The 18,917-nt window shown below is 73.7% G+C and carries 14 protein-coding genes; 7 read left to right on the top strand and 7 right to left on the bottom strand.

From position 1 onward, the window contains the following. Positions 1–76 precede the first annotated feature (76 nt). From J5X07_RS02495 to J5X07_RS02485, 3 genes are all read right to left on the bottom strand, one after another. Entirely contained in the window at positions 77–2,413 is a 2,337-nt protein-coding gene (locus J5X07_RS02495) for a polyribonucleotide nucleotidyltransferase (RefSeq protein ID WP_124933352.1), read from the bottom strand. Between the two features lie 464 nt (positions 2,414–2,877). After that, a complete protein-coding gene (rpsO, locus tag J5X07_RS02490) occupies positions 2,878–3,147 on the bottom strand; it encodes a 30S ribosomal protein S15 (protein ID WP_124933351.1) in 270 nt (89 codons plus the stop codon). Between the two features lie 651 nt (positions 3,148–3,798). Further along, positions 3,799–4,821 (bottom strand): bifunctional riboflavin kinase/FAD synthetase, encoded by a 1,023-nt coding sequence (locus tag J5X07_RS02485; RefSeq protein ID WP_208478554.1) that lies wholly within the window; start codon positions 4,819–4,821, stop codon positions 3,799–3,801. A 282-nt stretch (positions 4,822–5,103) separates the two neighbouring features. Here J5X07_RS02485 and J5X07_RS02480 point away from each other — a divergent pair, with 282 nt between their 5' ends. From J5X07_RS02480 to J5X07_RS02465, 4 genes are all read left to right on the top strand, one after another. Continuing rightward, the gene (locus tag J5X07_RS02480; RefSeq protein WP_208478553.1) at positions 5,104–5,820 is read left to right on the top strand and encodes a TetR/AcrR family transcriptional regulator; all 717 of its coding nucleotides are present in this window, start codon (positions 5,104–5,106) and stop codon (positions 5,818–5,820) included. Beyond that, positions 5,817–7,214, top strand: coding sequence for an MFS transporter (locus J5X07_RS02475; protein WP_208478552.1), 1,398 nt, complete (start codon positions 5,817–5,819; stop codon positions 7,212–7,214). The genes J5X07_RS02480 and J5X07_RS02475 overlap by 4 nt, the downstream gene beginning before the upstream one ends. Beyond that, positions 7,208–9,508: an FtsX-like permease family protein gene (locus J5X07_RS02470; RefSeq protein ID WP_208478551.1), complete on the top strand. Its 2,301-nt coding sequence runs from the start codon at positions 7,208–7,210 to the stop codon at positions 9,506–9,508. Before J5X07_RS02475 ends, J5X07_RS02470 begins: the two co-directional genes overlap by 7 nt. Before the next feature lie 140 nt (positions 9,509–9,648). Further along, positions 9,649–10,494 carry an ABC transporter ATP-binding protein gene (locus J5X07_RS02465; RefSeq protein ID WP_208478550.1) on the top strand — a complete coding sequence of 282 codons (846 nt, stop codon included), beginning with the start codon at positions 9,649–9,651 and terminating at the stop codon, positions 10,492–10,494. 53 nt (positions 10,495–10,547) lie between these two features. Here the strand turns inward: J5X07_RS02465 and J5X07_RS02460 are convergent, their stop codons facing one another. The 3 genes from J5X07_RS02460 to rbfA all read right to left on the bottom strand — a co-directional run bounded on the left by J5X07_RS02460 (position 10,548) and on the right by rbfA (position 13,123). Then, positions 10,548–11,003, bottom strand: coding sequence for a hypothetical protein (locus J5X07_RS02460; RefSeq protein ID WP_208478549.1), 456 nt, complete (start codon positions 11,001–11,003; stop codon positions 10,548–10,550). Between the two features lie 480 nt (positions 11,004–11,483). Then, positions 11,484–12,578, bottom strand: coding sequence for a tRNA pseudouridine(55) synthase TruB (gene truB, locus J5X07_RS02455; protein ID WP_208478548.1), 1,095 nt, complete (start codon positions 12,576–12,578; stop codon positions 11,484–11,486). Positions 12,579–12,586: 8 nt separating this feature from the next. Next, on the bottom strand, positions 12,587–13,123 hold the full coding sequence (gene rbfA / locus J5X07_RS02450) for a 30S ribosome-binding factor RbfA (protein WP_208478547.1): 537 nt from the start codon (positions 13,121–13,123) through the stop codon (positions 12,587–12,589). Between the two features lie 352 nt (positions 13,124–13,475). On the opposite strand from rbfA, the gene rarD reads away from it, so the two are divergent. From rarD to J5X07_RS02435, 3 genes are all read left to right on the top strand, one after another. Next, on the top strand, positions 13,476–14,417 hold the full coding sequence (rarD, locus tag J5X07_RS02445; protein ID WP_208478546.1) for an EamA family transporter RarD: 942 nt from the start codon (positions 13,476–13,478) through the stop codon (positions 14,415–14,417). A gap of 80 nt (positions 14,418–14,497) precedes the next feature. Further along, positions 14,498–15,085, top strand: coding sequence for a helix-turn-helix domain-containing protein (locus tag J5X07_RS02440; protein WP_208478545.1), 588 nt, complete (start codon positions 14,498–14,500; stop codon positions 15,083–15,085). Beyond that, positions 15,082–15,711: an RES family NAD+ phosphorylase gene (locus J5X07_RS02435; RefSeq protein WP_124933340.1), complete on the top strand. Its 630-nt coding sequence runs from the start codon at positions 15,082–15,084 to the stop codon at positions 15,709–15,711. The genes J5X07_RS02440 and J5X07_RS02435 overlap by 4 nt, the downstream gene beginning before the upstream one ends. A 198-nt stretch (positions 15,712–15,909) precedes the next feature. Here the strand turns inward: J5X07_RS02435 and infB are convergent, their stop codons facing one another. Next, positions 15,910–18,861: a translation initiation factor IF-2 gene (gene infB, locus J5X07_RS02430; RefSeq protein WP_208478544.1), complete on the bottom strand. Its 2,952-nt coding sequence runs from the start codon at positions 18,859–18,861 to the stop codon at positions 15,910–15,912. Positions 18,862–18,917 lie beyond the last annotated feature (56 nt).

The raw sequence follows: 18,917 nt of genomic DNA, 5'->3' as shown, positions 1-18,917 counted from the left end.
CCGGCCCCAGGACCAGGAGCCCGGTCGCCGCGCCTCAGGCCGGGCGCGGCCAGCGGCGGCCGCCGCCAGTGCTCCGTCAGTCCTCGCGCTCGTCCTCCATGGTGCGCAGACGACGACGGCGCGGACGGCGCTCACGGCGCTCGCCCTCCCCCTCGCCGCGCTCGGGGCGGCCGGCCTTGCGGGTGGCCTCGCCCTGCGCCTCGGCGGCCAGCTGCTCCTCGGAGAGCACCGCGTGCAGGCTGAGCTTGCCGCGCTGATCGATCTCGGCGAGCTCGACCTGGACCTTGTCGCCCACGCCCAGGACGTCCTCGACGTTCTCCACGCGCTTGCCGCCCACGAGGCGGCGGATCTGGGAGATGTGCAGCAGGCCATCCTTGCCCGGGGACAGGGCCACGAAGGCCCCGAAGGTCGTGGTCTTGACCACGGTGCCCACGAAGCGCTCGCCGATCTCGGGCATCTGCGGGTTGGCGATGGCGTTGACGGCGTCGCGGGCGGCCTCGGCCGAGGGACCGTCGGAGGCGCCGATGTACACGGTGCCGTCGTCCTCCACCGTCAGGTCGGCGCCGGTGTCCTCCTGGATCTGGTTGATCATCTTGCCCTTGGGGCCGATGACCTCGCCGATCTTGTCCACCGGGATGCGCACGGTCAGCACGCGCGGGGCGGTGGGGGCCATCTCATCTGGGGCGTCGATGGCCTGGGCCAGGACGTCGAGGATGAACAGGCGGGCGTCGCGCGCCTGGCCCAGAGCCCCGGCCAGCACCTCGGAGGGCAGGCCGTCGAGCTTGGTGTCCAGCTGCAGGGCGGTGATGAAGTCCCGGGTGCCGGCCACCTTGAAGTCCATGTCGCCGAAGGCGTCCTCGCTGCCCAGGATGTCGGTGAGGGTGGCCCAGGTGGTCTTGCCCTCGATCTCCTCGTGCATGAGGCCCATGGCGATGCCCGCCACCGGGGCGCGCAGGGGCACGCCGGCATTGAGCAGGGCCAGGGTGGAGGCGCACACCGAGCCCATGGAGGTCGAGCCGTTGGAGCCCAGGGCCTCGGAGACCTGGCGGATGGCGTAGGGGAAGTCCTCGCGGCTGGGCAGCACCGGGACCAGGGCCCGCTCGGCCAGGTTGCCGTGGCCGATCTCCCGGCGCTTGGGGGCGCCCACGCGCCCGGTCTCGCCGGTGGAGAAGGGCGGGAAGTTGTAGTTGTGCATGTAGCGCTTGTGCGTGATCGGCGAGAGGTCGTCGATCTGCTGCTCCATGCGCAGCATGTTGAGGGTGGTCACGCCCAGGATCTGGGTCTCGCCGCGCTCGAAGATCGCCGAGCCGTGGACGCGGGGCAGCACCTCGACCTCGGCGGCCAGGGTGCGGATGTCCTTCAGGCCGCGGCCGTCCATGCGCACGCCCTCGGTCAGGGTGCGGTGGCGCACGAGCCGCTTGGTCACCGAGCGGAAGGCCGCCTTGAGCGCCTTGGCGTCCTCCTCGGCGGGGAAGGCCTCGGCGAGCTCGCCGAGCACCGTCTCGCGCACGGCCTCGATGGCCTGGTCGCGCTCCTGCTTGCCCTCCGTGGCGATGGCGGCGGCCAGCCCGTGGGCGGCGGCGGCCCTGTCCACGGCCTCGTACTGCTCATCGGAGTAGTCCAGGTAGAGCGGGAAGTCGGCGGTGGGCTTGGAGGCGTGGGCGGCGACCTCCATCTGGGCCTGGCACAGGGCCTTGATGTGGGGCTTGGCGGCCTCCAGGCCCTCGGCGACGACGGCCTCGGTGGGGGCCACGGCGCCGGCCTGGATGAGGTCCCAGGCGCCCTCGGTGGCGCCGGCCTCGACCATCATGATGGCAACGTCGCCGGAGTCCAGGACGCGGCCGGCCACCACCATCTGGAAGGTGGCGCGCCGCTGCTCGGAGTAGCGGGGGAAGGCCACCCACTGGCCGTCGATGAGGGCCAGGCGGGTGCCCGCCACCGGCCCGGAGAAGGGCAGGCCCGCGATCTGGGTGGACATGGAGGCCGCGTTGATGGCCAGCACGTCGTAGTCGTCGTCGGGGTGGATGGCCAGGACGGTCTCAACCACCTGGACCTCATTGCGCAGGCCCTTGACGAAGGAGGGGCGCAGGGGGCGGTCGATGAGGCGGCAGGCCAGGATGGCGGCGGTGCCCGCGCGGCCCTCGCGGCGGAAGAAGGAGCCGGGGATGCGTCCAGCGGCGTACTGGCGCTCCTCGACGTCCACGGTCAGGGGGAAGAAGTCGAACTGGTCCTTGGGGTGCTTGCCCACGGTGGTGGCCGACAGCACGGCGGTCTCGCCGTCGAGGTAGGCCATGGCACTGCCGGCGGCCTGCTTGGCCAGGCGGCCCGTCTCGAAGCGCACCACGCGCTTGCCGAAGGGGCCGTTGTCGATCACTGCCTCGGCGGCCGTGACCTCGGGGTCATCGATGAACATCTGTGAGGAGTCTCTTTCTCTCGGTCGAGGAGCCGGGGCCGTGGCCTTCGATCGAGGCCCACGGAGCGGCGTCGGCCGCGCCCTGCCCGGGCGCGGCGCGGCTCCGGAGGCCACCACCGAAAACCGACGGGGCCGGCTGCGCATCAGGAGTCTGCCTGCGCGCGGGGCCGCCCTGGGAGGCGCTCAAGCGGTCGTCCGCCTAGAGGCAGCCGCGCCGAATCTTACCCCGGGAGACAATACTGCGGCGGTTGACGCGGCTCGCGCCCACGTGAGATGGGACGCGCGCAGAGGTCGGGCCCCTCGGTCCCCAGTCCCCGTCAGGCCCCTGCCGGGGATGCCTCAGGAGATGCTCGGAGGCAGTGGAACGCGCCTCGGCCCCACTGCCCGGTGGGGCAGTGGGGCCGAGGCGATGATCCGAGGCGCACGCGATCCGCGCCGCCGCGCTCAGGCCCTGCTCGCCGACCTCAGCGGCGGATACCCAGGCGGGCGATGAGGGAGCGGTAGCGCTCGATGTCCTCCTTCATGAGGTAGTCCAGGAGGCGGCGGCGCTTGCCGATGAGCAGGTAGAGGCCACGGCGCGAGTGGTGGTCGTGGGTGTGGCCCTTGAAGTGCTCGGTGAGGTTGGTGATGCGCTCGGTCAGGACGGCGACCTGCACCTCCGGCGAGCCCGTGTCACCCTCGTGGGTGGCGTACTCGGCGATGATCTCCTGCTTGCGCTGCGGGGTGACCGACATTGCGGGCTCCTTGGTCTCGTTGCACGGAGCGCCGGGGCATGTTCTCCCGGGCATGACTCATCCGTGGCCGATCGACGGCCCGCCAACACTACCAGCGATCCCGCCGCCCCGGCCCCCGCGGACCAGGGGCGCTGCTGTGGGAACGGGCACAGGCCCCCTCACCGGTGGGCAGATGGTGGGGGCGCAGATCACCGGGGCTTCCTGCAGATCACGGGGCTGTCGGTGAATCGCCGGGGATGTCGGCATGCCGGAGGTGCCCCAGGGGGCTGAAACACTGACAAGCCCTACGATCTGCAGACAACCCCGCAAACAACCCCGCAAAGCACAGCCGACCCCGGCGACTCGGAGTCCCCACCGGCAGCCGCGAGCCCGCCCCGGGAACGCGCACGACCACTCAGCCCAGACCGGGCCCCGGTGGCGGCAGGCGACGGCGAAGGGCCTCGGCGCCGCTCCCGGCCACCACGTTGAACCCCACTTCGCGACAGACGCGTCACTTCGCGACGAAGGCGACACCGACAAGTACCGTCCACGTCGCGAAACGACGCACTTGTCGCGAAACGACGCCCAACGTGAGCCCCACCGGCCCCGCAGCCCCGGGCCAGCCCCCGCCAGCCGCGCTCCGAGCCTCCGAGCCTCTGAGGTATACGCGCCCTAGTGAGCGGTGACGTCCTCGGGGCGGATGGGGCCGGGCTCGGGCACCCCCAGGATGCGGGCGGTGTCCTCGATGTCGGTGCGCATCTGGGCCAGCAGCGGCTCCAGACCGTCGAAGGCGAGCATGGGGCGCAGGTGCTCGACGAGCTCGACGCCGATCTCCTCGCCGTAGAGGTTGAGATCGGCCCGGCCCAGCACATGGGCCTCGACCGTGCGCTGGGGGACGTCGTCGAAGGTGGGGTTGGTGCCGATCGAGATGGCGGCGGGAAGGCGCTCAGCCGGCCCCTCCTCCTGATCGCGCACCAGCCAGCCGGCGTAGACGCCGTCGGGCGGCACCACGCCCGCGGTGGCGGCCTCCAGGTTGGCCGTGGGGAAGCCGAGCTCGCGCCCGCGGCGCAGCCCGTGGACGACGGTGCCGCGCAGGCGGTGGGGGCGGCCCAGGATGTCAGCGGCCTCGCGCACCCTGCCGTCCTTGAGGCACTGGCGGATCCAGGTCGAGGACCACCGCCGCCCCTGGCCCGAGCAGACCTCGTCGAGGATCTCGACCTCGATGCCAAGATGGGTGCCGATGCGCTCCAGCGCGCGGGCATCCCCGCTGTTGCCGCGCCCGAAGCGCACATCACGGCCCACGACCACGGCCCGCGCCCGGAGCAGGCCGTGCAACCAGGTGGAGACGAAGTCCTCGGGCCCCTGGGCGGCGAAGTCGAGTCCGTAGGGCACCACGAGAACGGCGTCCAGCCCGATGGCCTCCAAGGAGGCCAGGCGGTCGGTCAGGGAGGTGACCAGGGCGAAGGGCTGGTCGGGCTGGTGGACGTGGCGGGGGTGGGGATCGAAGGTGATCGCCACGGCCAGCGGCCGGGCGCCGTCGCGACCCATCTGGTCCGCGCGCTGGACCACCCGGCCCAGGATGGCCTGGTGCCCGCGGTGGACCCCGTCGAAGACACCGATGCTCACCACGCTGCCCGGCCCTGCCGGCGACCTGAGAGCCGCGGGCACCTGCTCGGCGCCATACCAGATCTGCACTAGGGACGTCCTGTTCTCGATTCATCCGGCAGGTCGGAGGCCCTGCCGCCCTTGCGGGTCAAAGATTGCCACGACCCGGCCGCGCCGCGCGACCCGCCGAGCACTTGACCGCTCGGCGGGAGCGGGACTACCCTTGTCTCGACCGACGGTCGGTCGAGACAAGGGATCGGGAGCGGTCCCGACCTGGAGCACCGCCTCCGGCGACCGCCCTGGGCGGGCCCCGCCCGCTCCCGCCGCTCCCGCCCGACCAGAGCCGAACACCACCACGATCGAGGTGCACCGATGCCGCACAAGCCGCCGGAACCAGGAAGCCCGCCCCACACCACCAGCAGCCCGCGCACCGCCAAGCCGGCCCCGCAGCGCCGCACCGAGATCCTCGATGCCGCCCAGCGGCTGTTCATCGCCAAGGGCGTTCAGGCCACCTCCGTGCAGGACATCCTCTCGGAGGTCGGTATCGCCAAGGGCACCCTCTACTACCACTTCTCCTCCAAGGAGGAGATCCTCACCGCCCTCATCGCGCGCACCACCGACCGGATCGTCGACCGGGCCCGCGCGATCGCCGAGCAACCGGGTCCGGCCGTGGACAGGTTCCTGGCGGTCATGGCCTCCGCCCGCGTCGATCAGCCCGAGCGGGAACTGGCCGAGCAGCTCCACGCCCCGGGCAATGCCGAGTTCCACGTCCTGAGCATCGTGGAGATGGTCCGCCATCTCACCCCGGTGCTCACCGGGATCGTCGAGCAGGGCAACGCCGAGGGCGCCTTCAACGCCCCTCAGCCCCGCGACATGATCGAGATCCTCCTGACCAGCGCGGGCATGCTCCTCGACGACGGGATCTTCACCGGCGAGGCCCAGGAGGCCCCGCGCCGCACCATGGCGATCGTGCATGCTGCGGAGGTCCTGCTGGGCTGCGAGCCCGGCGCCCTGGCCCCCGCCGCGGCCGGGGCCGGGGCCGGAGCAGTACGCGCAGCGGGCGCGGCGCCGGAGGCGGTGCAGCCATGAGGAACCTGACGATCCTGCTCCTCGGCGCCCTCATCAACTCCGTGGGCACTGGGCTGACGGCCTTCGGCCTGGGGGTCTTCGCCTACCGCCTGGAGGGCACCGCCACGGCCGTGGCCCTGGTCCAGCTGTGCGCCTTCGCGCCGATCATCCTGCTCGCCCCGCTGGCGGGCGCCCTGGCCGACCGCTTCGACCGCCGGCTCATGATGGCCATCGGCGACGGCGGCTCCATCCTGGGACTGGGGGCGGTCCTGGTGGTGCTCAGCTCGCCCTCGCCCCGCCTGGAGGCCATCCTCCTGGGTGTGGGCGCCTCCTCCTGCCTGGCGGCGCTGACCGAGCCCGCCCTGCGCGCCTCGATCACCGACCTGGTCCCCGCCGAGGAGCATGTGCGCAGCGCCGGTCTGCTCCAGGCCGCCACCGCCGCGCGCTACCTCATCTCCCCCTTCCTGGCCGGCCTGCTCCTGCCCCTGGTGGGGCTGCGCGTCCTGGTGGTCATGGACGCGGCCACCTGCCTGGTCACCGTCACCTGCTCCGTGGTGGTCATGCGCGCCGTGCGCGGCGCCGCCCCTGGCGGCGCCGGGGGCCGCAGCGGCGCACCGACCGATCCCGACGGCGTGGCCGGCCACCTCATGGGCGGGTGGCGCACCCTGCTCCGCCACCCCGGCCTGCGCGCGATCGTGGGCCTCATGACGATGATGACCCTGGCCATCGGCACCGTGCAGGTCCTGCTCAAGCCGATCCTCCTGCCGCATGTGGACGCCACCACCATGGGCCGGGTCGAGACCCTGGCCGCCACCGGCATCCTGGCCGGTGCGGCCCTGGTCGCCCTCCTGGCCCGGGCCCGGCCCACCACCCTGCTGAGCGCGGGCACCGCGGCCACGGGCACCGCCATGGTCCTGCTCTCGCTGCGCTCGTGGACCTGGTGGGTGGCGCTCAGCGGATTCGCCGTCTTCGCCGCCCTGTCCCTGTGCCAGGCCGGGGCCGAGACCCTGGTGCGCCGCAGCGTCGCCACCGACCACCAGGCCCGGGTCTGGGGGGTCATCAGCCTGGTGACACAGGTCGGCTATCTGGCCGCCTACCTCAGCGCGGGCGCCCTGAGCGACGCCGTGCTCGAACCGCTCCTGAGCCCCACCGGGGCCCTGGCGCCCAGCCTCGGGGTGCTGCTGGGAACCGGGGCGGGCCGCGGCGCCGCCCTCCTGGTGGCCCTGGCCGGACTGGGCACGATGGTCCTGGCCCTCGTCATCCACCGGCACCGCGGGGCACTGGCCCTGTCCTCCGAGACCTCCGCTGAGGCTCAGGAGCGGGGCAGGGGCCGCGGCGGATCCCGACCCACGAGCCCACCGCGCCGCATCCGCACCGCGGACCGGCGCATCCGGCAGGAGGCGGCCTCATGGTGAGACGACTGCTCCGGGCCGATCTGGCCGCCAGCCCGGTGGTCGCGATGACGCTGACCGCCCTCATCGCCCTGGCCGCCGCCCTGGCCTCGGCCAGCACCTGGCTCATCGTGGATACCACGGCGGCCACCAACCGGCTGGCCGAGCGCGCCAGGGTCCCCGATCTGATCCAGATGCACACGGGCGATGCGGATCCCGCGGCGATCGAGGCCTGGGCCGATGGTCGCAGCGACATCCTCGAGCACGAGATCATCACCACCCTGCCGGTCCCGCGCCACGAGCTGTGGATCGACGGGGCCAATCAGGCCGACTCCTACTACGAGCCCGCCTTCGTCACCGCGCCGACCCGCATCGACCTGCTGCTCGATGACCACGGCGAGCCGGCTGATCCGGGCCCCGGCGAGGTCTTCCTGCCCATCCACTACCAGGCGGCGGGCCTGGCTGAGGTGGGGGACACGATCACGGTGGAGAGCCAGGGCCGGCGCATGGACCTGGAGGTGGTGGGCTTCGTGCGCGACGCCCAGATGAACGCCCCCATGGTCCCCTCCAAGCGCCTGGTGGTCAGTGCCCAGGACTTCTCCGCCCTGGCCGAGAGCATCACCGAGCCCGAGTACCTCATCGAGTTCGACCTGGCCGACTCCGCCCGTCCCGGCACGGTCACCGAGGCCTACAAGGCTGCTGGCCTGCCCGCCACGGGCATCAGCATCGACGGCTCGATGATCAGCCTCATCAACGCCCTGAGCACGATGCTCATCGCCGCGGTGGCCCTGGTGGTGGCCCTGGTGCTGGCGGTGGTTGCCATGCTGGCGCTGCGCTACACGGTGCTGGCCGCCATCGAGGCGGACCTGCCCCAGATCGCGGTGCTCAAGGCCATCGGCGCGCCTCAGGGGCGGATCCGCCGCCTGTACGCCCTGAAGTACACGGCACTGGCCCTGATCGGCTCGGCGGTGGGATATGCGGCCGCCATCCCCCTGGCGGGGGCGCTGGAGGCCCCGGCGGTCCTCTACCTGGGCGAGCCCCCCACCACGGTGTGGAGCCTGGGCCTGCCCCTGGCCTCCGCCCTGGTCCTGGCCGGGACCATCATCGGCTTCACCCTGGCGACGCTGCGGCGCGTGGGCAGGATCTCCGCCGTCGAGGCGCTGCGCAGTGGGACCAGTGGTGCGCTGCGCCGCCGGCGCCACCGCTGGCGCCTGTCGTCCTCACGGCGCCTGCCCGTCCAGCTGTGGCTCGGGATGCGCGAGGCGCTGCGCCCCTCCAATGCGCTGCTCATGGGGGTGCTGACGCTGTGCACCTTCACCATGGTGCTTCCGGTCAATGTGGCCACCACCCTGGATGATCCCCGTATCGCCACCTACCTGGGCTCGGGCCAGTCGGATCTGCGGATCGACGTGCGCGCCGGCGTCCAGGACATCGGGGCCGTGGAGGACCGGGTCGCCAGTGATCCGCGCATCTCGCGGCACACCACGGTGCTGCGCCGCCAGTACACCATGGAGACCAGTGGCGGGCAGTGGGAGCCGGTGCTCATCGATATCGGGGACCACACGGCCTTCCCCATGACCTACCTCTCGGGGCGCGCCCCCACAGGGCCGCAGGAGATCTCGCTGTCCTACAACCAGGCCCAGGCCTCCGGCGCGCAGGTCGGCTCCACGGTGACCATCACCACCGCCGAGGGAGAGCGATCCCTGAGCGTCACCGGCATCTACCAGGACATCACCAACAATGGGCTGACCGCCAAGGCCACCTTCGACGACGGCGCCCCCGCGCTGTGGCAGCTCATCTACGCCGACCTGGGCGAGGGGCAGCAGGAGCAGGCCGTGGTCGAGGATCTGGGCTCGGGCCTGGAGGGCGTGCAGGTCACGGCCATGAGCCAGTACGCCTCCCAGTTCTTCGGCGCCACCGGCTCCCAGGTTCGCCTCATCGCCACCATGGCCTGCATCATCGCGCTGGGGCTGTCCTTCCTCATCACGGTGCTCTTCGCAGTGCTGGTCCTGGCCCGCGAGCGCGCGGCGGTGGGGGTGCTGCGCGCCCTGGGCTGCACCCACCGCGCCATCGCCGTGCAGTACCTCACCCGCTTCGGGGCGCTCGCCCTGATGGGCCTGGCCGTGGGCATGACCCTGGCCTTCACCCTGGGGGAGACCGCGATCGGCGCGGTCCTGGGCTCGCGCGGGGCGCCCACGGTCGAGCTGCTGGCCGATCCGTGGCTGGTGGGACTGGTGCTCCCCGCGGCCCTGGTGGCCGCCGTGACGGGGGCCGTGGTCCTGGCCCTGTCCCGCGCCAGGGTCTCGAGCCCGCTGTGATGGGGCGGGCCATGGCATCACCCGGCAGGAGGACCACCGCACCGTGGAGCAGCCGCCCACCGGGCACGGCCCCGGGCGCAGCGATGACCAGCACGATCGGTACGACGACCATGAGCACACTGACGGTAAGGAGAACTGGTATGAGGAGCAGCGACAGCACTCCATCAGCAGGGGCAGGGCAGGCGCCAGGGGCGCCGCCGGTGCTGCGGGCCCGGGGCCTGACCAAGGCCTACGACGCCCAGGGAGCCCCGGTGCTGGAGGGCCTGGATCTGGATATCGGGCGCGGCCAGTTCGTGGCGGTCATGGGCCCCTCGGGCTCGGGGAAGTCCACGCTCCTGCACTGCCTGAGCGGGATGGACCGGCCCTCGAGCGGCCAGGTGCTGCTCTCGGGGGATGCGGACGAGGGCCCGCGCCAGGGCGGGAAGGGGGCGCCGGTGGATCTGGCCGCCCTGGATGAGCGGGAGCTGGCGGCGCTGCGCCTGAGCCGCTTCGGCTTCGTCTTCCAGCAGGCGCACCTGCTGTCCACGCTGTGCCTGCTGGACAATATCGTCCTGCCCGGGTTCCTGGCCGGTGAGCGCCCCCGCCCGCTGGTCGAGGCCCGCGGCCGCGAGCTCATGGAGCGCATGGGCATCGGCGGGCTGGCGGGCAGCGATGTCACGGAGGTCTCCGGGGGCCAGCTCCAGCGCGCGGGGATCTGCCGCGCCCTGATCAACGACCCGGGCATCGTCTTCGCCGATGAGCCCACCGGGGCGCTCAACTCCTCCTCCGCCGCCCAGATCCTCGACCTGCTCGGGGAGGTCCACGCCTCGGGCACGACCCTCATGGTGGTCACCCACGACGCCCACGTGGCGGTGCGGGCCGACCGGGTCCTGGTGCTCGTCGACGGGGCGGTGGTCGAGGACCTGGCCCTGGGCCGCTACGAGCGCTCCCAGGTCGCCGCGCGCCTGTCCATCGTCTCCCAGGCCCTGCAGCGCCAGTCGGTGTGAGACGGGCCGGCCCGGGTGGGGTGGGCGGGCCGCCCGGCCCGGGCCGGAGGCGGTCAGTGGGAGCCGCAGCCGCAGCCCTCGGTGGGCCGAGCGGAGACGTCCCTGAGCCCCAGGGCGTTGCCGGCCTTGTGCCCGGGCACGACCCCGGCGCCGGCGGCACTCCGGCTGCTGGACTGCCTGCTGGACTGACCACTGGACTGACCACTGAGCTGGTCCTGCGCCGGGAGCGCGGCCCCCATGGCGGCGCCGACCGCGGCGCCGATCGCCGCAGGATCGCTGAGGCCGGCCGCGCTGGCGCGACCGGTGCCGCCGGCCTCGGTCTGCGAGGCCGTCGCCTCGGTGGCCGCGGCGCTGCCGGGGGCCACGGGCTGGGCGACGGTGGGGGCCGGGAGCCTCTCGTCGTCGCGGGCCCGGCCGTGCCCGCGGCAGCCGCAGCGGCACCCACCGCCACGGGCCTGGTCGCCGGCCTGGCTGGTGGGCTGGGTCGTCCCGGTGCTCGTCTCGCTCACTGATGCCGCCTTTCCGGCCCCCGCCCGGCGCTGGGCGCAGGAGGGGCTCCCCTGGTTGGTGCTGGTGTCCTCGGATGGGTGGACTGAGAATGGGTGACTGAGATGGGTCTGTCGCTGGATCTGCTCGTGGCTGACGTGGCCGTGGTGGCCAACCCACTGGCAGGCACCGTCAGCCAGTATCAAGCATCTGCCGGGCCCCTGTATTCCTGGATCTCTGAACTCCTGGTCTTCCTGATGCGCCCGCACTCCCCCGCCGAGCCCCGCGCTGCACATCTTCACCCGGGCGGCGCACACCCCAGCCGCAGAATCACGCGGGTGCCGGGGCAACCACTGCCCACAGGGCCGCTGAAGATGTGCAGCCCCCTGCCCGCTGCACATCTTCACCCGGGCGGCACGCACCCCAGCCGCAGAATGACGCCAATCCTTCAGCGGCCGCTCCTCCCAGGGCGGCTGAAGATGTGCAACTCGGCTCGGTCCGGCTCAGGCCGGTGCCAGGACCAGCACCGGGCGGGCGCGTGAGCCCCTGGCGGCCAGCAGTGCCACCACGGCGCCGTCGGGGGCGAATCCGGCCACCACCGGCCCCGGGCCGGCATCCCCCGGAGCCGCCTCCTGGGAGTCCTGGTGGCCCGGTGAGGCCTCGCTCTTGGGGGTGATGGGGTGGGCGGGGGCCTGGGCCCGCTCCAGGGTGGAGGCGGGAAGGGCCTGGCCGTGGCCGAGCGCCCCGGCCTCGGCCTCGGTGAGCTCCACGGCCGGGAAGCAGCGGCGGGCCGCCTCGCTCAGGCCCAGCACCCTCAGGCCACCGGGCCGGGTGCTGGCGGCGTCGGCCTCCACCTGGGCGCTGAGCGCCTCCAGGGTCTTAGCCTCCCCGACGTCGAAGGGCCCCACGCGTGTGCGGCGCAGAGCGGTCAGGTGGGCGCCGCAGCCCAGGGCCGCACCCAGGTCGCGGGCGATGGCGCGCACGTAGGTGCCCGAGGAGCAGGACACGCCCAGATCCAGGTCGACCACCGCGGTGCCGTCCGCCGCCGTGGCCCCGCGCGGCTGCCCGCGCAGGTCCAGCGAGCTGACGGTCACCGGGCGGGCGGCGAGCTCGACCGCCTCGCCCTGGCGCACCCGGGCGTAGGAGCGCACTCCGCCGACCTTGATGGCCGACACGGCACTGGGCACCTGCATGATCTCACCGGTGAGGCTCCCCAGTGCGGCACTCAGCAGCGCCGCGGGCAGGTCCTCGGGGCGGCAGCCGGCGCCGGCCGTGATCTCCCCCTCGGCGTCCTCGGTGAGGGTCTCCTGGCCCAGGCGGAGGGTGGCCTCGTAGTCCTTGTCAGCGCCCACCAGGTAGGTCAGCAGGCGGGTGGCGCGCCCGATCCCGAGCACGAGCAGGCCGGTGGCCATCGGGTCCAGGGTGCCGGCGTGCCCGACCTTGCGGGTGGCCGCCAGGCGGCGGGCGGCGGCCACGACGTCGTGGCTGGAGATCCCCGCGGGCTTGTCGACCAGCAGCAGCCCGTCCGCGGCGCCGACCGCCCCGCGCGCCACCCGGGGCCGCGCGCGGCCGTGGCCTCCCTGACCAGTGGTGCTCACGCCTCGGCTCACAGGTCCTCGGGGCCCGACCCGGGCGCAGCCCCGGAGGGCGCCTCGGGAGCGCCGGCGGCATCGGCCTCGCTCCCGGCGCCCGGGGCCGGGTCCTCCGACGAGTCCTCCTGCGGGTCGTCATCGTGCCGGTAGGGGTCGGCGTCGCCCGCGTAGGTGGCGCCCTGGGCCCTGCGGGCGATCTGCTCGTCGCGGACCCGGGCCTGGGCCAGGGCGTCCTCGAAGGTCTTGGCGGTGGTGGGCAGGGCGTCGAGTTGGAAGGAGATGGTCGGGGTCAGGCGGATGCCCAGGGCCTTGCCCACCTCGGAGCGGATGAGGCCCTTGGCCGAGGCCAGCGCCTTGGCCGAGCTGTCCTGCTCCTCCTGGGAGCCGTAGACGGTGTAGAAGACGGTGGCCTGCTGCAGGTCCCCGGTGACGCGCACATCGGTGACCGTGACGAAGCCCAGGCGGGGGTCCTTGATGCGGCCGCCCAGGAGTCGGGCGACGGTCTCGTGGATGCGTTCGGCGACCTTGCGGGCGCGTGCGGCGTCAGCCATGGGGTCCTCCTGGGTTCGTCGGGGCGAGAAGCAGCCACCATTGTGCACGACCTTGCACATCTTCACCGACTGGCCTGCCAGCGCATCCGCGTCATCGCGCCAATGCGCCCGCAACTGGCGCGCCGCGCGCCGCCGAAGATGTGCAGAACCGCCGCCGCTGCACATCTTCAGATGAGGCGCCGACGGGATCATGCGGAGAAGTCGGGGCCTCCGGCGGGCAGGGGCGCTGAAGATGTGCAGCGCCCCGCGCACCAGCGCATGGGCGCCCGCTCCCGCAGCCGGCACCGGGGCGGCGCTAGCATCAGGGAGACCGCATCACGCCCCGCCCACCCGAGTACCGAGCCGAGACCGCATGCCCTCCACCACCGCGCCCACCGGGCGCCCCTCCCCCGGGTCCTCCGCCCCGGGCCTGGCCATGGTGCTGGGCTGCTACCTGCTGTGGGGCTTCTTCCCCCTCTACTTCCGCCTGCTCGCCGCGGCCGGCAGCGTGGAGATCATCGGGCACCGCGTCGTGTGGACCCTGGTCACCTGCCTGGTGCTCATCGCCGCGTCCCGGCGCTGGAGGGCGCTGGGCGCTGTGCTGAGCGCGCCCCGGCTGCTGGGGCCCCTGGCCGCCTGCGGCCTCCTGGTCACCCTCAACTGGCTGGTCTACGTCTACGGGGTCAGCACCGAGCGCACCGCCGACGCCGCCCTGGGCTACTTCATCAACCCGCTGGTGACCGTGGCCCTGGCGGCCCTGGTCCTGGGCGAGCGGCTGCGCCGCGCCCAGGTGCTGTGCATCGCCCTGGCCGCAGCGGGAGTCGCGGTGCTGGTGCTCGCGCAGGGCTCCCTGCCCTGGATCTCCCTGGCGCTGGCCCTCACCTTCGGCCTCTACGGGCTGGTCAAGAAGCGGGTGGGGGCGCAGGTCGACGCCCTGACGGGCCTGTGCGCCGAGACGCTGACGGTGGCGCCCCTGGCCCTGGGATACCTGGGGTGGCTGGCCTGGCAGGGGGCCTCGGCCATGCAGGGGCCCCAGGCCTCACCGCTGCTGGGCGTGCTGCTGGTGGTGGCCGGACCGGTGACGGCGGTGCCCCTGCTGCTCTTCGCCGCCGGTGCCCGCCGGGTGGCGCTGTCGGTGGTGGGCATCAGCCAGTACCTGGGCCCCATCATCCAGTTCATCCTGGCCTGGGCGGTCTTCCACGAGGAGATCCCACCTGCCCGGTGGGCCGCCATGGTGCTGGTGTGGGCCGCGGTCGCCCTCTTCATCGTCGACGCCGCGCACCAGTTGGCCCGCCGCCCCCGCCTGAGGGGCTGAGGCCGGCGAGACCACCGGCCCCCACGCCCCTTGCATCAGACATGCATGCGCATGCATTGTCGATGCGCTACCCTGGGGGCATGACTGCGGTGGACCTGCACGACGTCCTGGCCGACCTGTCCCTGACCCCCCGGGATCTCGCCGAGGCCCTGGCGCTCGAGTCGGCGGCTCGCGAGCGCGCGGGCGCCGCCCCCCTGACCTCCGGGATGTCGGACTTCCTGTCGCGCGGCCTTCCCTCAGGCCCGCGGGGGCGCCAGGCGGCCCGCATCCTTCAGGACCGCTCCTACGCCGAGCAGCTCTCGGCCCAGCACCGCGCCCTGGGCGCCGCACGGGACCTGGCGCGCTCCCTGTCCACCAAGGAGATGGCAGACCTGCTGGGCCGCAGCCCCTCCACCATCACGCGCGCGGCGGGCCGCTCCCTCTACGCCTACCATCGCGGCCGCTCCCTGCGCTTCCCCACCTGGCAGCTCGACGGCGGCCGCCCCCTTGCGGGCCTGGACGCCGTCGTCCCCAGTATCCGGGCCGCCCTGAGCCCGGCGACGGTGGAGGCCCGCATGACCACGGCGGACGCCGAGCTCCTCGATGGCCTCAGCCCCGTCCAGTGGCTCGCCCAGGGCGGGGACCCCGCCGATGTCGTCCGGCTCCTGGACGAGGCCGACCACCGGTGAGCCCCCGCGCGAAGAACCCCATCGCTCCCCCGGGCCCCCTGGACCTGCGTGAGGACGAGATCCACACCCTCACCGGCCAGCCCCTGGCGCGCATCGCCCCGACCACCAGCCCCCACGCCCTGGCCTGGGGACGGCTGCGCACCTGGGGCCCGGTGAGCCACTGCCGCTGGGACCCCCACCCTCCCCCACCCGGGGAGCACCGCGGCCATGGCGTCCTGTACACCGCCTGCGACCTGGCGACCTGCGCCGCCGAGGTCTTCGCCGGCACCCGGGTGATCGACACCCGCAGCGACGCCCCAGTGCTCCAGGTCTGGCAGCCCACCCGGCCCCTGAGGCTGCTGGACATGACCAGCCCGTGGGCACTGCGCCACGGCGCCTCGGTGAGCCTGGACAGCGCGGACCGCGCCACCTGCCGGGCCTGGGCGCGCTGCATTCACGACCAGCTGCCCGGCCTCGACGGGCTCTGGGTGCGCTCGACCATGACCGGGCGGGCCATGACCGTCCTGCTCACGCCCGCCGCCGACTCCATCCCCGCCCTGCCCGATGAGAGCGCGCCCCTGGCCGACCCCACGATCCACGCGCTCCTGCACGAGATCGCCCCGGGCATCGGCTACGAGGTCGTCTGACCGCCTCCCTCCGGCCCCCGGCACTCCCCCAAAGCCACGACGGCGGCCGGCCACCTCCTGCGGGGGGGGGGGCCGGCCCCCGCGGCAGCCCGGGGGGCCCGGTGACGGGCCCCCGGCCCCCCCCCCCCCCCCCCCGGGGGGGCCCCCCCCCCGGGGGGGGTGGGGGGCCGGCCGCCGTCGTCAGCCGTGGGAGCCGGATCAGGAGCGCGGCTTCTCGCGCATCTCCCAGGTCTCGATGACGTCGCCCTCGGCGATGTCCTTGAAGCCCAGGTTGATGCCGCACTCGTAGCCCTCGCGGACCTCGGTGACATCGTCCTTCTCGCGGCGCAGCGTCTCGATGGACAACTCGCCGTTGACCACGACGCCGTCGCGCACCAGGCGGGCCTTGGCGCCCCGCTTGATGATGCCCGAGCGGACGATCGAGCCGGCGATGGAGCCGAACTTCGAGGAGCGGAAGACCTGGCGGATCTCGGCGCTGCCCAGCTCGACCTCCTCGTAGATGGGCTTGAGCATGCCCTTCATCGCGGCCTCGACGTCCTCGATCGCGTTGTAGATGACCGAGTAGAACTTCATGTCCACGCCCTCGCGGTCGGCGATCTCCGCCACCCGCTCGGCCGGCCGGACGTTGAAGCCGATGATGACGGCGGAGTCCACCGTGGCCAGGTTGACATCGTTCTGGGTGATGGCGCCCACGCCGCGGTGGATGACGCGCAGCGCCACCTCCTCGCCCACATCGATCTTGAGCAGGGAGTCCTCCAGGGCCTCGACCGCGCCCGAGGAGTCTCCCTTGAGGATGAGGTTGAGGGTGTCGACCTTGCCCTCCTTGAGGACATCGGTGAGGTTCTCCAGGGAGACCCGCTTGCGGCGCTTGGCCAGCAGGGCGGCGCGCTCGGCGGCCTCGCGCTTGTCCGCGATCTGGCGGGCGGTGCGGTCATCGGGGGCCACGATGAAGGAGTCGCCGGCGCTGGGCACATTGGTCAGGCCCAGCACCAGGGCCGGACGGGCCGGGCCCGCCTCCTGCAGGGCCTCGCCATGCTCGTTGAACATGGCGCGCACGCGCCCGTAGGCGCTCCCCGCCACGATCGGGTCCCCCACCCGCAGTGTGCCGCGCTCCACCAGGATGGTGGACACCGCGCCGCGGCCCTTGTCGAGCTTGGCCTCGATGGTCACGCCGCGGGCCTCGGTGTCGGGGTTGGCGCGCAGGTCCAGGGCCGCATCGGCGGTCAGCAGGACGGCCTCCAGGAGGTCGTCGATGTGCAGGCGCTGCTTGGCGGAGATGTCCACGAACATGGTGTCGCCGCCGTACTCCTCGGGCACCAGGCCGTACTCGGTGAGCTGGCCGCGGATCTTGTCCGGGTTGGCGCCCTCCCGGTCGATCTTGTTGACCGCCACCACGATCGGCACATTGGCCGCCTGGGCGTGGTTGAGGGCCTCGACCGTCTGGGGCATGACGCCGTCGTCGGCGGCCACCACGAGGATGGCGATATCGGTGACCTCGGCACCGCGGGCGCGCATGGCCGTGAAGGCCTCGTGGCCGGGAGTGTCGATGAAGGTGATCGGCCGGGTCTCCCCGCCCAGGTCCACGCGCACCTGGTAGGCGCCGATGGACTGGGTGATGCCGCCGGCCTCCGCGGCCACGACGTCGGTGGAGCGGATGGCGTCCAGCAGCTTGGTCTTACCGTGGTCGACGTGCCCCATGACGGTGACCACCGGGGGCCGGGGCAGCAGGTTCTCCTCGTCCTCCTCGGGGTCGAGGTCGATGTCGAAGGACTCCAGCAGCTCGCGGTCCTCGTCCTCGGGCGAGACGATCTGGACGTCGTAGCCCAGCTCGGCGCCCAGCAGGCCGAAGGTGTCCTCATCCAGGGACTGGGTGGCCGTGGCCATCTCCCCCAGGTGGAACAGGACAGTCACCAGGGCCGCGGGGTTGGCGTTGATCTTCTCGGCCAGGTCGGTCAGCGTGGCGCCCTGGCGCACGCGCACCGGGGTGGTGCCGTCACCGCGCGGGACGATGACACCGCCGATCGACGGCGCGCTCTGCTGCTCGAACTCCTGGCGCTTGGCCCGCTTGGACTTGCGCCCGCGCGGAGCGCCACCGCCACGGCCGAAGGCGCCCTGCGTCGAGCCGCGCCCGCCGCGGCCACCGCGGGGGCCTCCGAAGCCGCCGGGACGACCGCCACCGCCGCCGCCACCGGGGCGGCCACCGCCGCCGGGGCGGCCACCGCGGCCACCGCCACCACCGCGCGCCGGGGCCCCGGGGCGGCCGATGGAGGACTGGCCGGGCATCATGCCCGGGTTGGGGCGCGGACCGCCGGGGCGCGGCGCGCCCGGACGCGGCGCACCGGGGCGCGGACCGCCGGAGCCCGCGGCCTGGGGGCGGGGGCCGCCGGGGCGAGGACCGCCACCGGGGCGCGGACCGCCCTGACCGCCGGGGCGGGGCATGCCCTGGGAGGTCGCGAAGGGGTTGTTGCCCGGGCGCGGCGCACCCGGACGCGGGCCCTGGCCCGAGGGGCGCCCGCCGCGCCCGCCGGGGCGGGGCATACCCTGGGAGGTCGCGAAGGGGTTGTTGCCCGGGCGCGGCGCACCCGGACGCGGGCCGGGGGTCGGCGCGGGCGCCGGAGCCGCGGAGGCCGCGGGGGCCGAGGCCTGCTCAGCCGGGGCGGAGGGCCGGGGGGCCTGCGGGGCCGCGGCGCGGGGGGACTCGGGGGAGGCGGAGGGCTGCTGCGCCCTGGCGCCCGGCTTGGGGGCGGCCTTGGAGGGGACCGACGGCGCTGGGGCGGCGGCCTGGGGCGCCCGGGCCCCGGGCTTGGGCGCGGGGCGCCGCTCCCCGCCCGGCGCCGCGGGCTTGGCGGCCGGTGCGGAGGGCTTGGCACCGGGCTTGGGGCGCGGGGCGGGGGCCGCGGGCTGCGCCGCGGCAGCGCCGTCGGCGGGCTTGCCCGCCTTGTCCGCCTTCGCGGCAGCGGGAGCCGCGCCCTCCGCCACGGAGGCGAAGTGCTCGCGGACCCTGCGGGCCACGGGGGGCTCGACCGTGGAGGACGCCGCCTTGACGAACTCTCCCTGGTCCTTGAGCCAGGCCAGAATCACCTTGGAGGTGACCTTCTTGCCAGAGGGGTCGAGCTCCTTGGCGAGCTCATGCACACGTGGTTTAGCCACTTTTCTCCTGTCCGGTTACCCACCCCGGACAGGGGTGGGTGCTTCTAGAGGCAGCT

The sequence above is a fragment of the Actinomyces bowdenii genome (assembly GCF_017592395.1).
GTDB classification, from domain to species: domain Bacteria; phylum Actinomycetota; class Actinomycetes; order Actinomycetales; family Actinomycetaceae; genus Actinomyces; species Actinomyces bowdenii.
Note: the sequence above shows the minus strand (reverse complement) of the source record. Positions and strands in the feature narration are given on the sequence as shown.

Coding starts and splice junctions, on each gene's coding strand:
- rbfA (WP_208478547.1), bottom strand. CDS start 13,123: ATGGCTGACGCCGCACGCGCCCGCAAGGTCGCCGAACGCATCCACGAG.
- rarD (WP_208478546.1), top strand. CDS start 13,476: ATGCCCTCCACCACCGCGCCCACCGGGCGCCCCTCCCCCGGGTCCTCC.
- J5X07_RS02480 (WP_208478553.1), top strand. CDS start 5,104: ATGCCGCACAAGCCGCCGGAACCAGGAAGCCCGCCCCACACCACCAGC.
- J5X07_RS02475 (WP_208478552.1), top strand. CDS start 5,817: ATGAGGAACCTGACGATCCTGCTCCTCGGCGCCCTCATCAACTCCGTG.
- J5X07_RS02465 (WP_208478550.1), top strand. CDS start 9,649: ATGAGGAGCAGCGACAGCACTCCATCAGCAGGGGCAGGGCAGGCGCCA.
- rpsO (WP_124933351.1), bottom strand. CDS start 3,147: ATGTCGGTCACCCCGCAGCGCAAGCAGGAGATCATCGCCGAGTACGCC.
- J5X07_RS02495 (WP_124933352.1), bottom strand. CDS start 2,413: ATGTTCATCGATGACCCCGAGGTCACGGCCGCCGAGGCAGTGATCGAC.
- J5X07_RS02470 (WP_208478551.1), top strand. CDS start 7,208: ATGGTGAGACGACTGCTCCGGGCCGATCTGGCCGCCAGCCCGGTGGTC.
- J5X07_RS02440 (WP_208478545.1), top strand. CDS start 14,498: ATGACTGCGGTGGACCTGCACGACGTCCTGGCCGACCTGTCCCTGACC.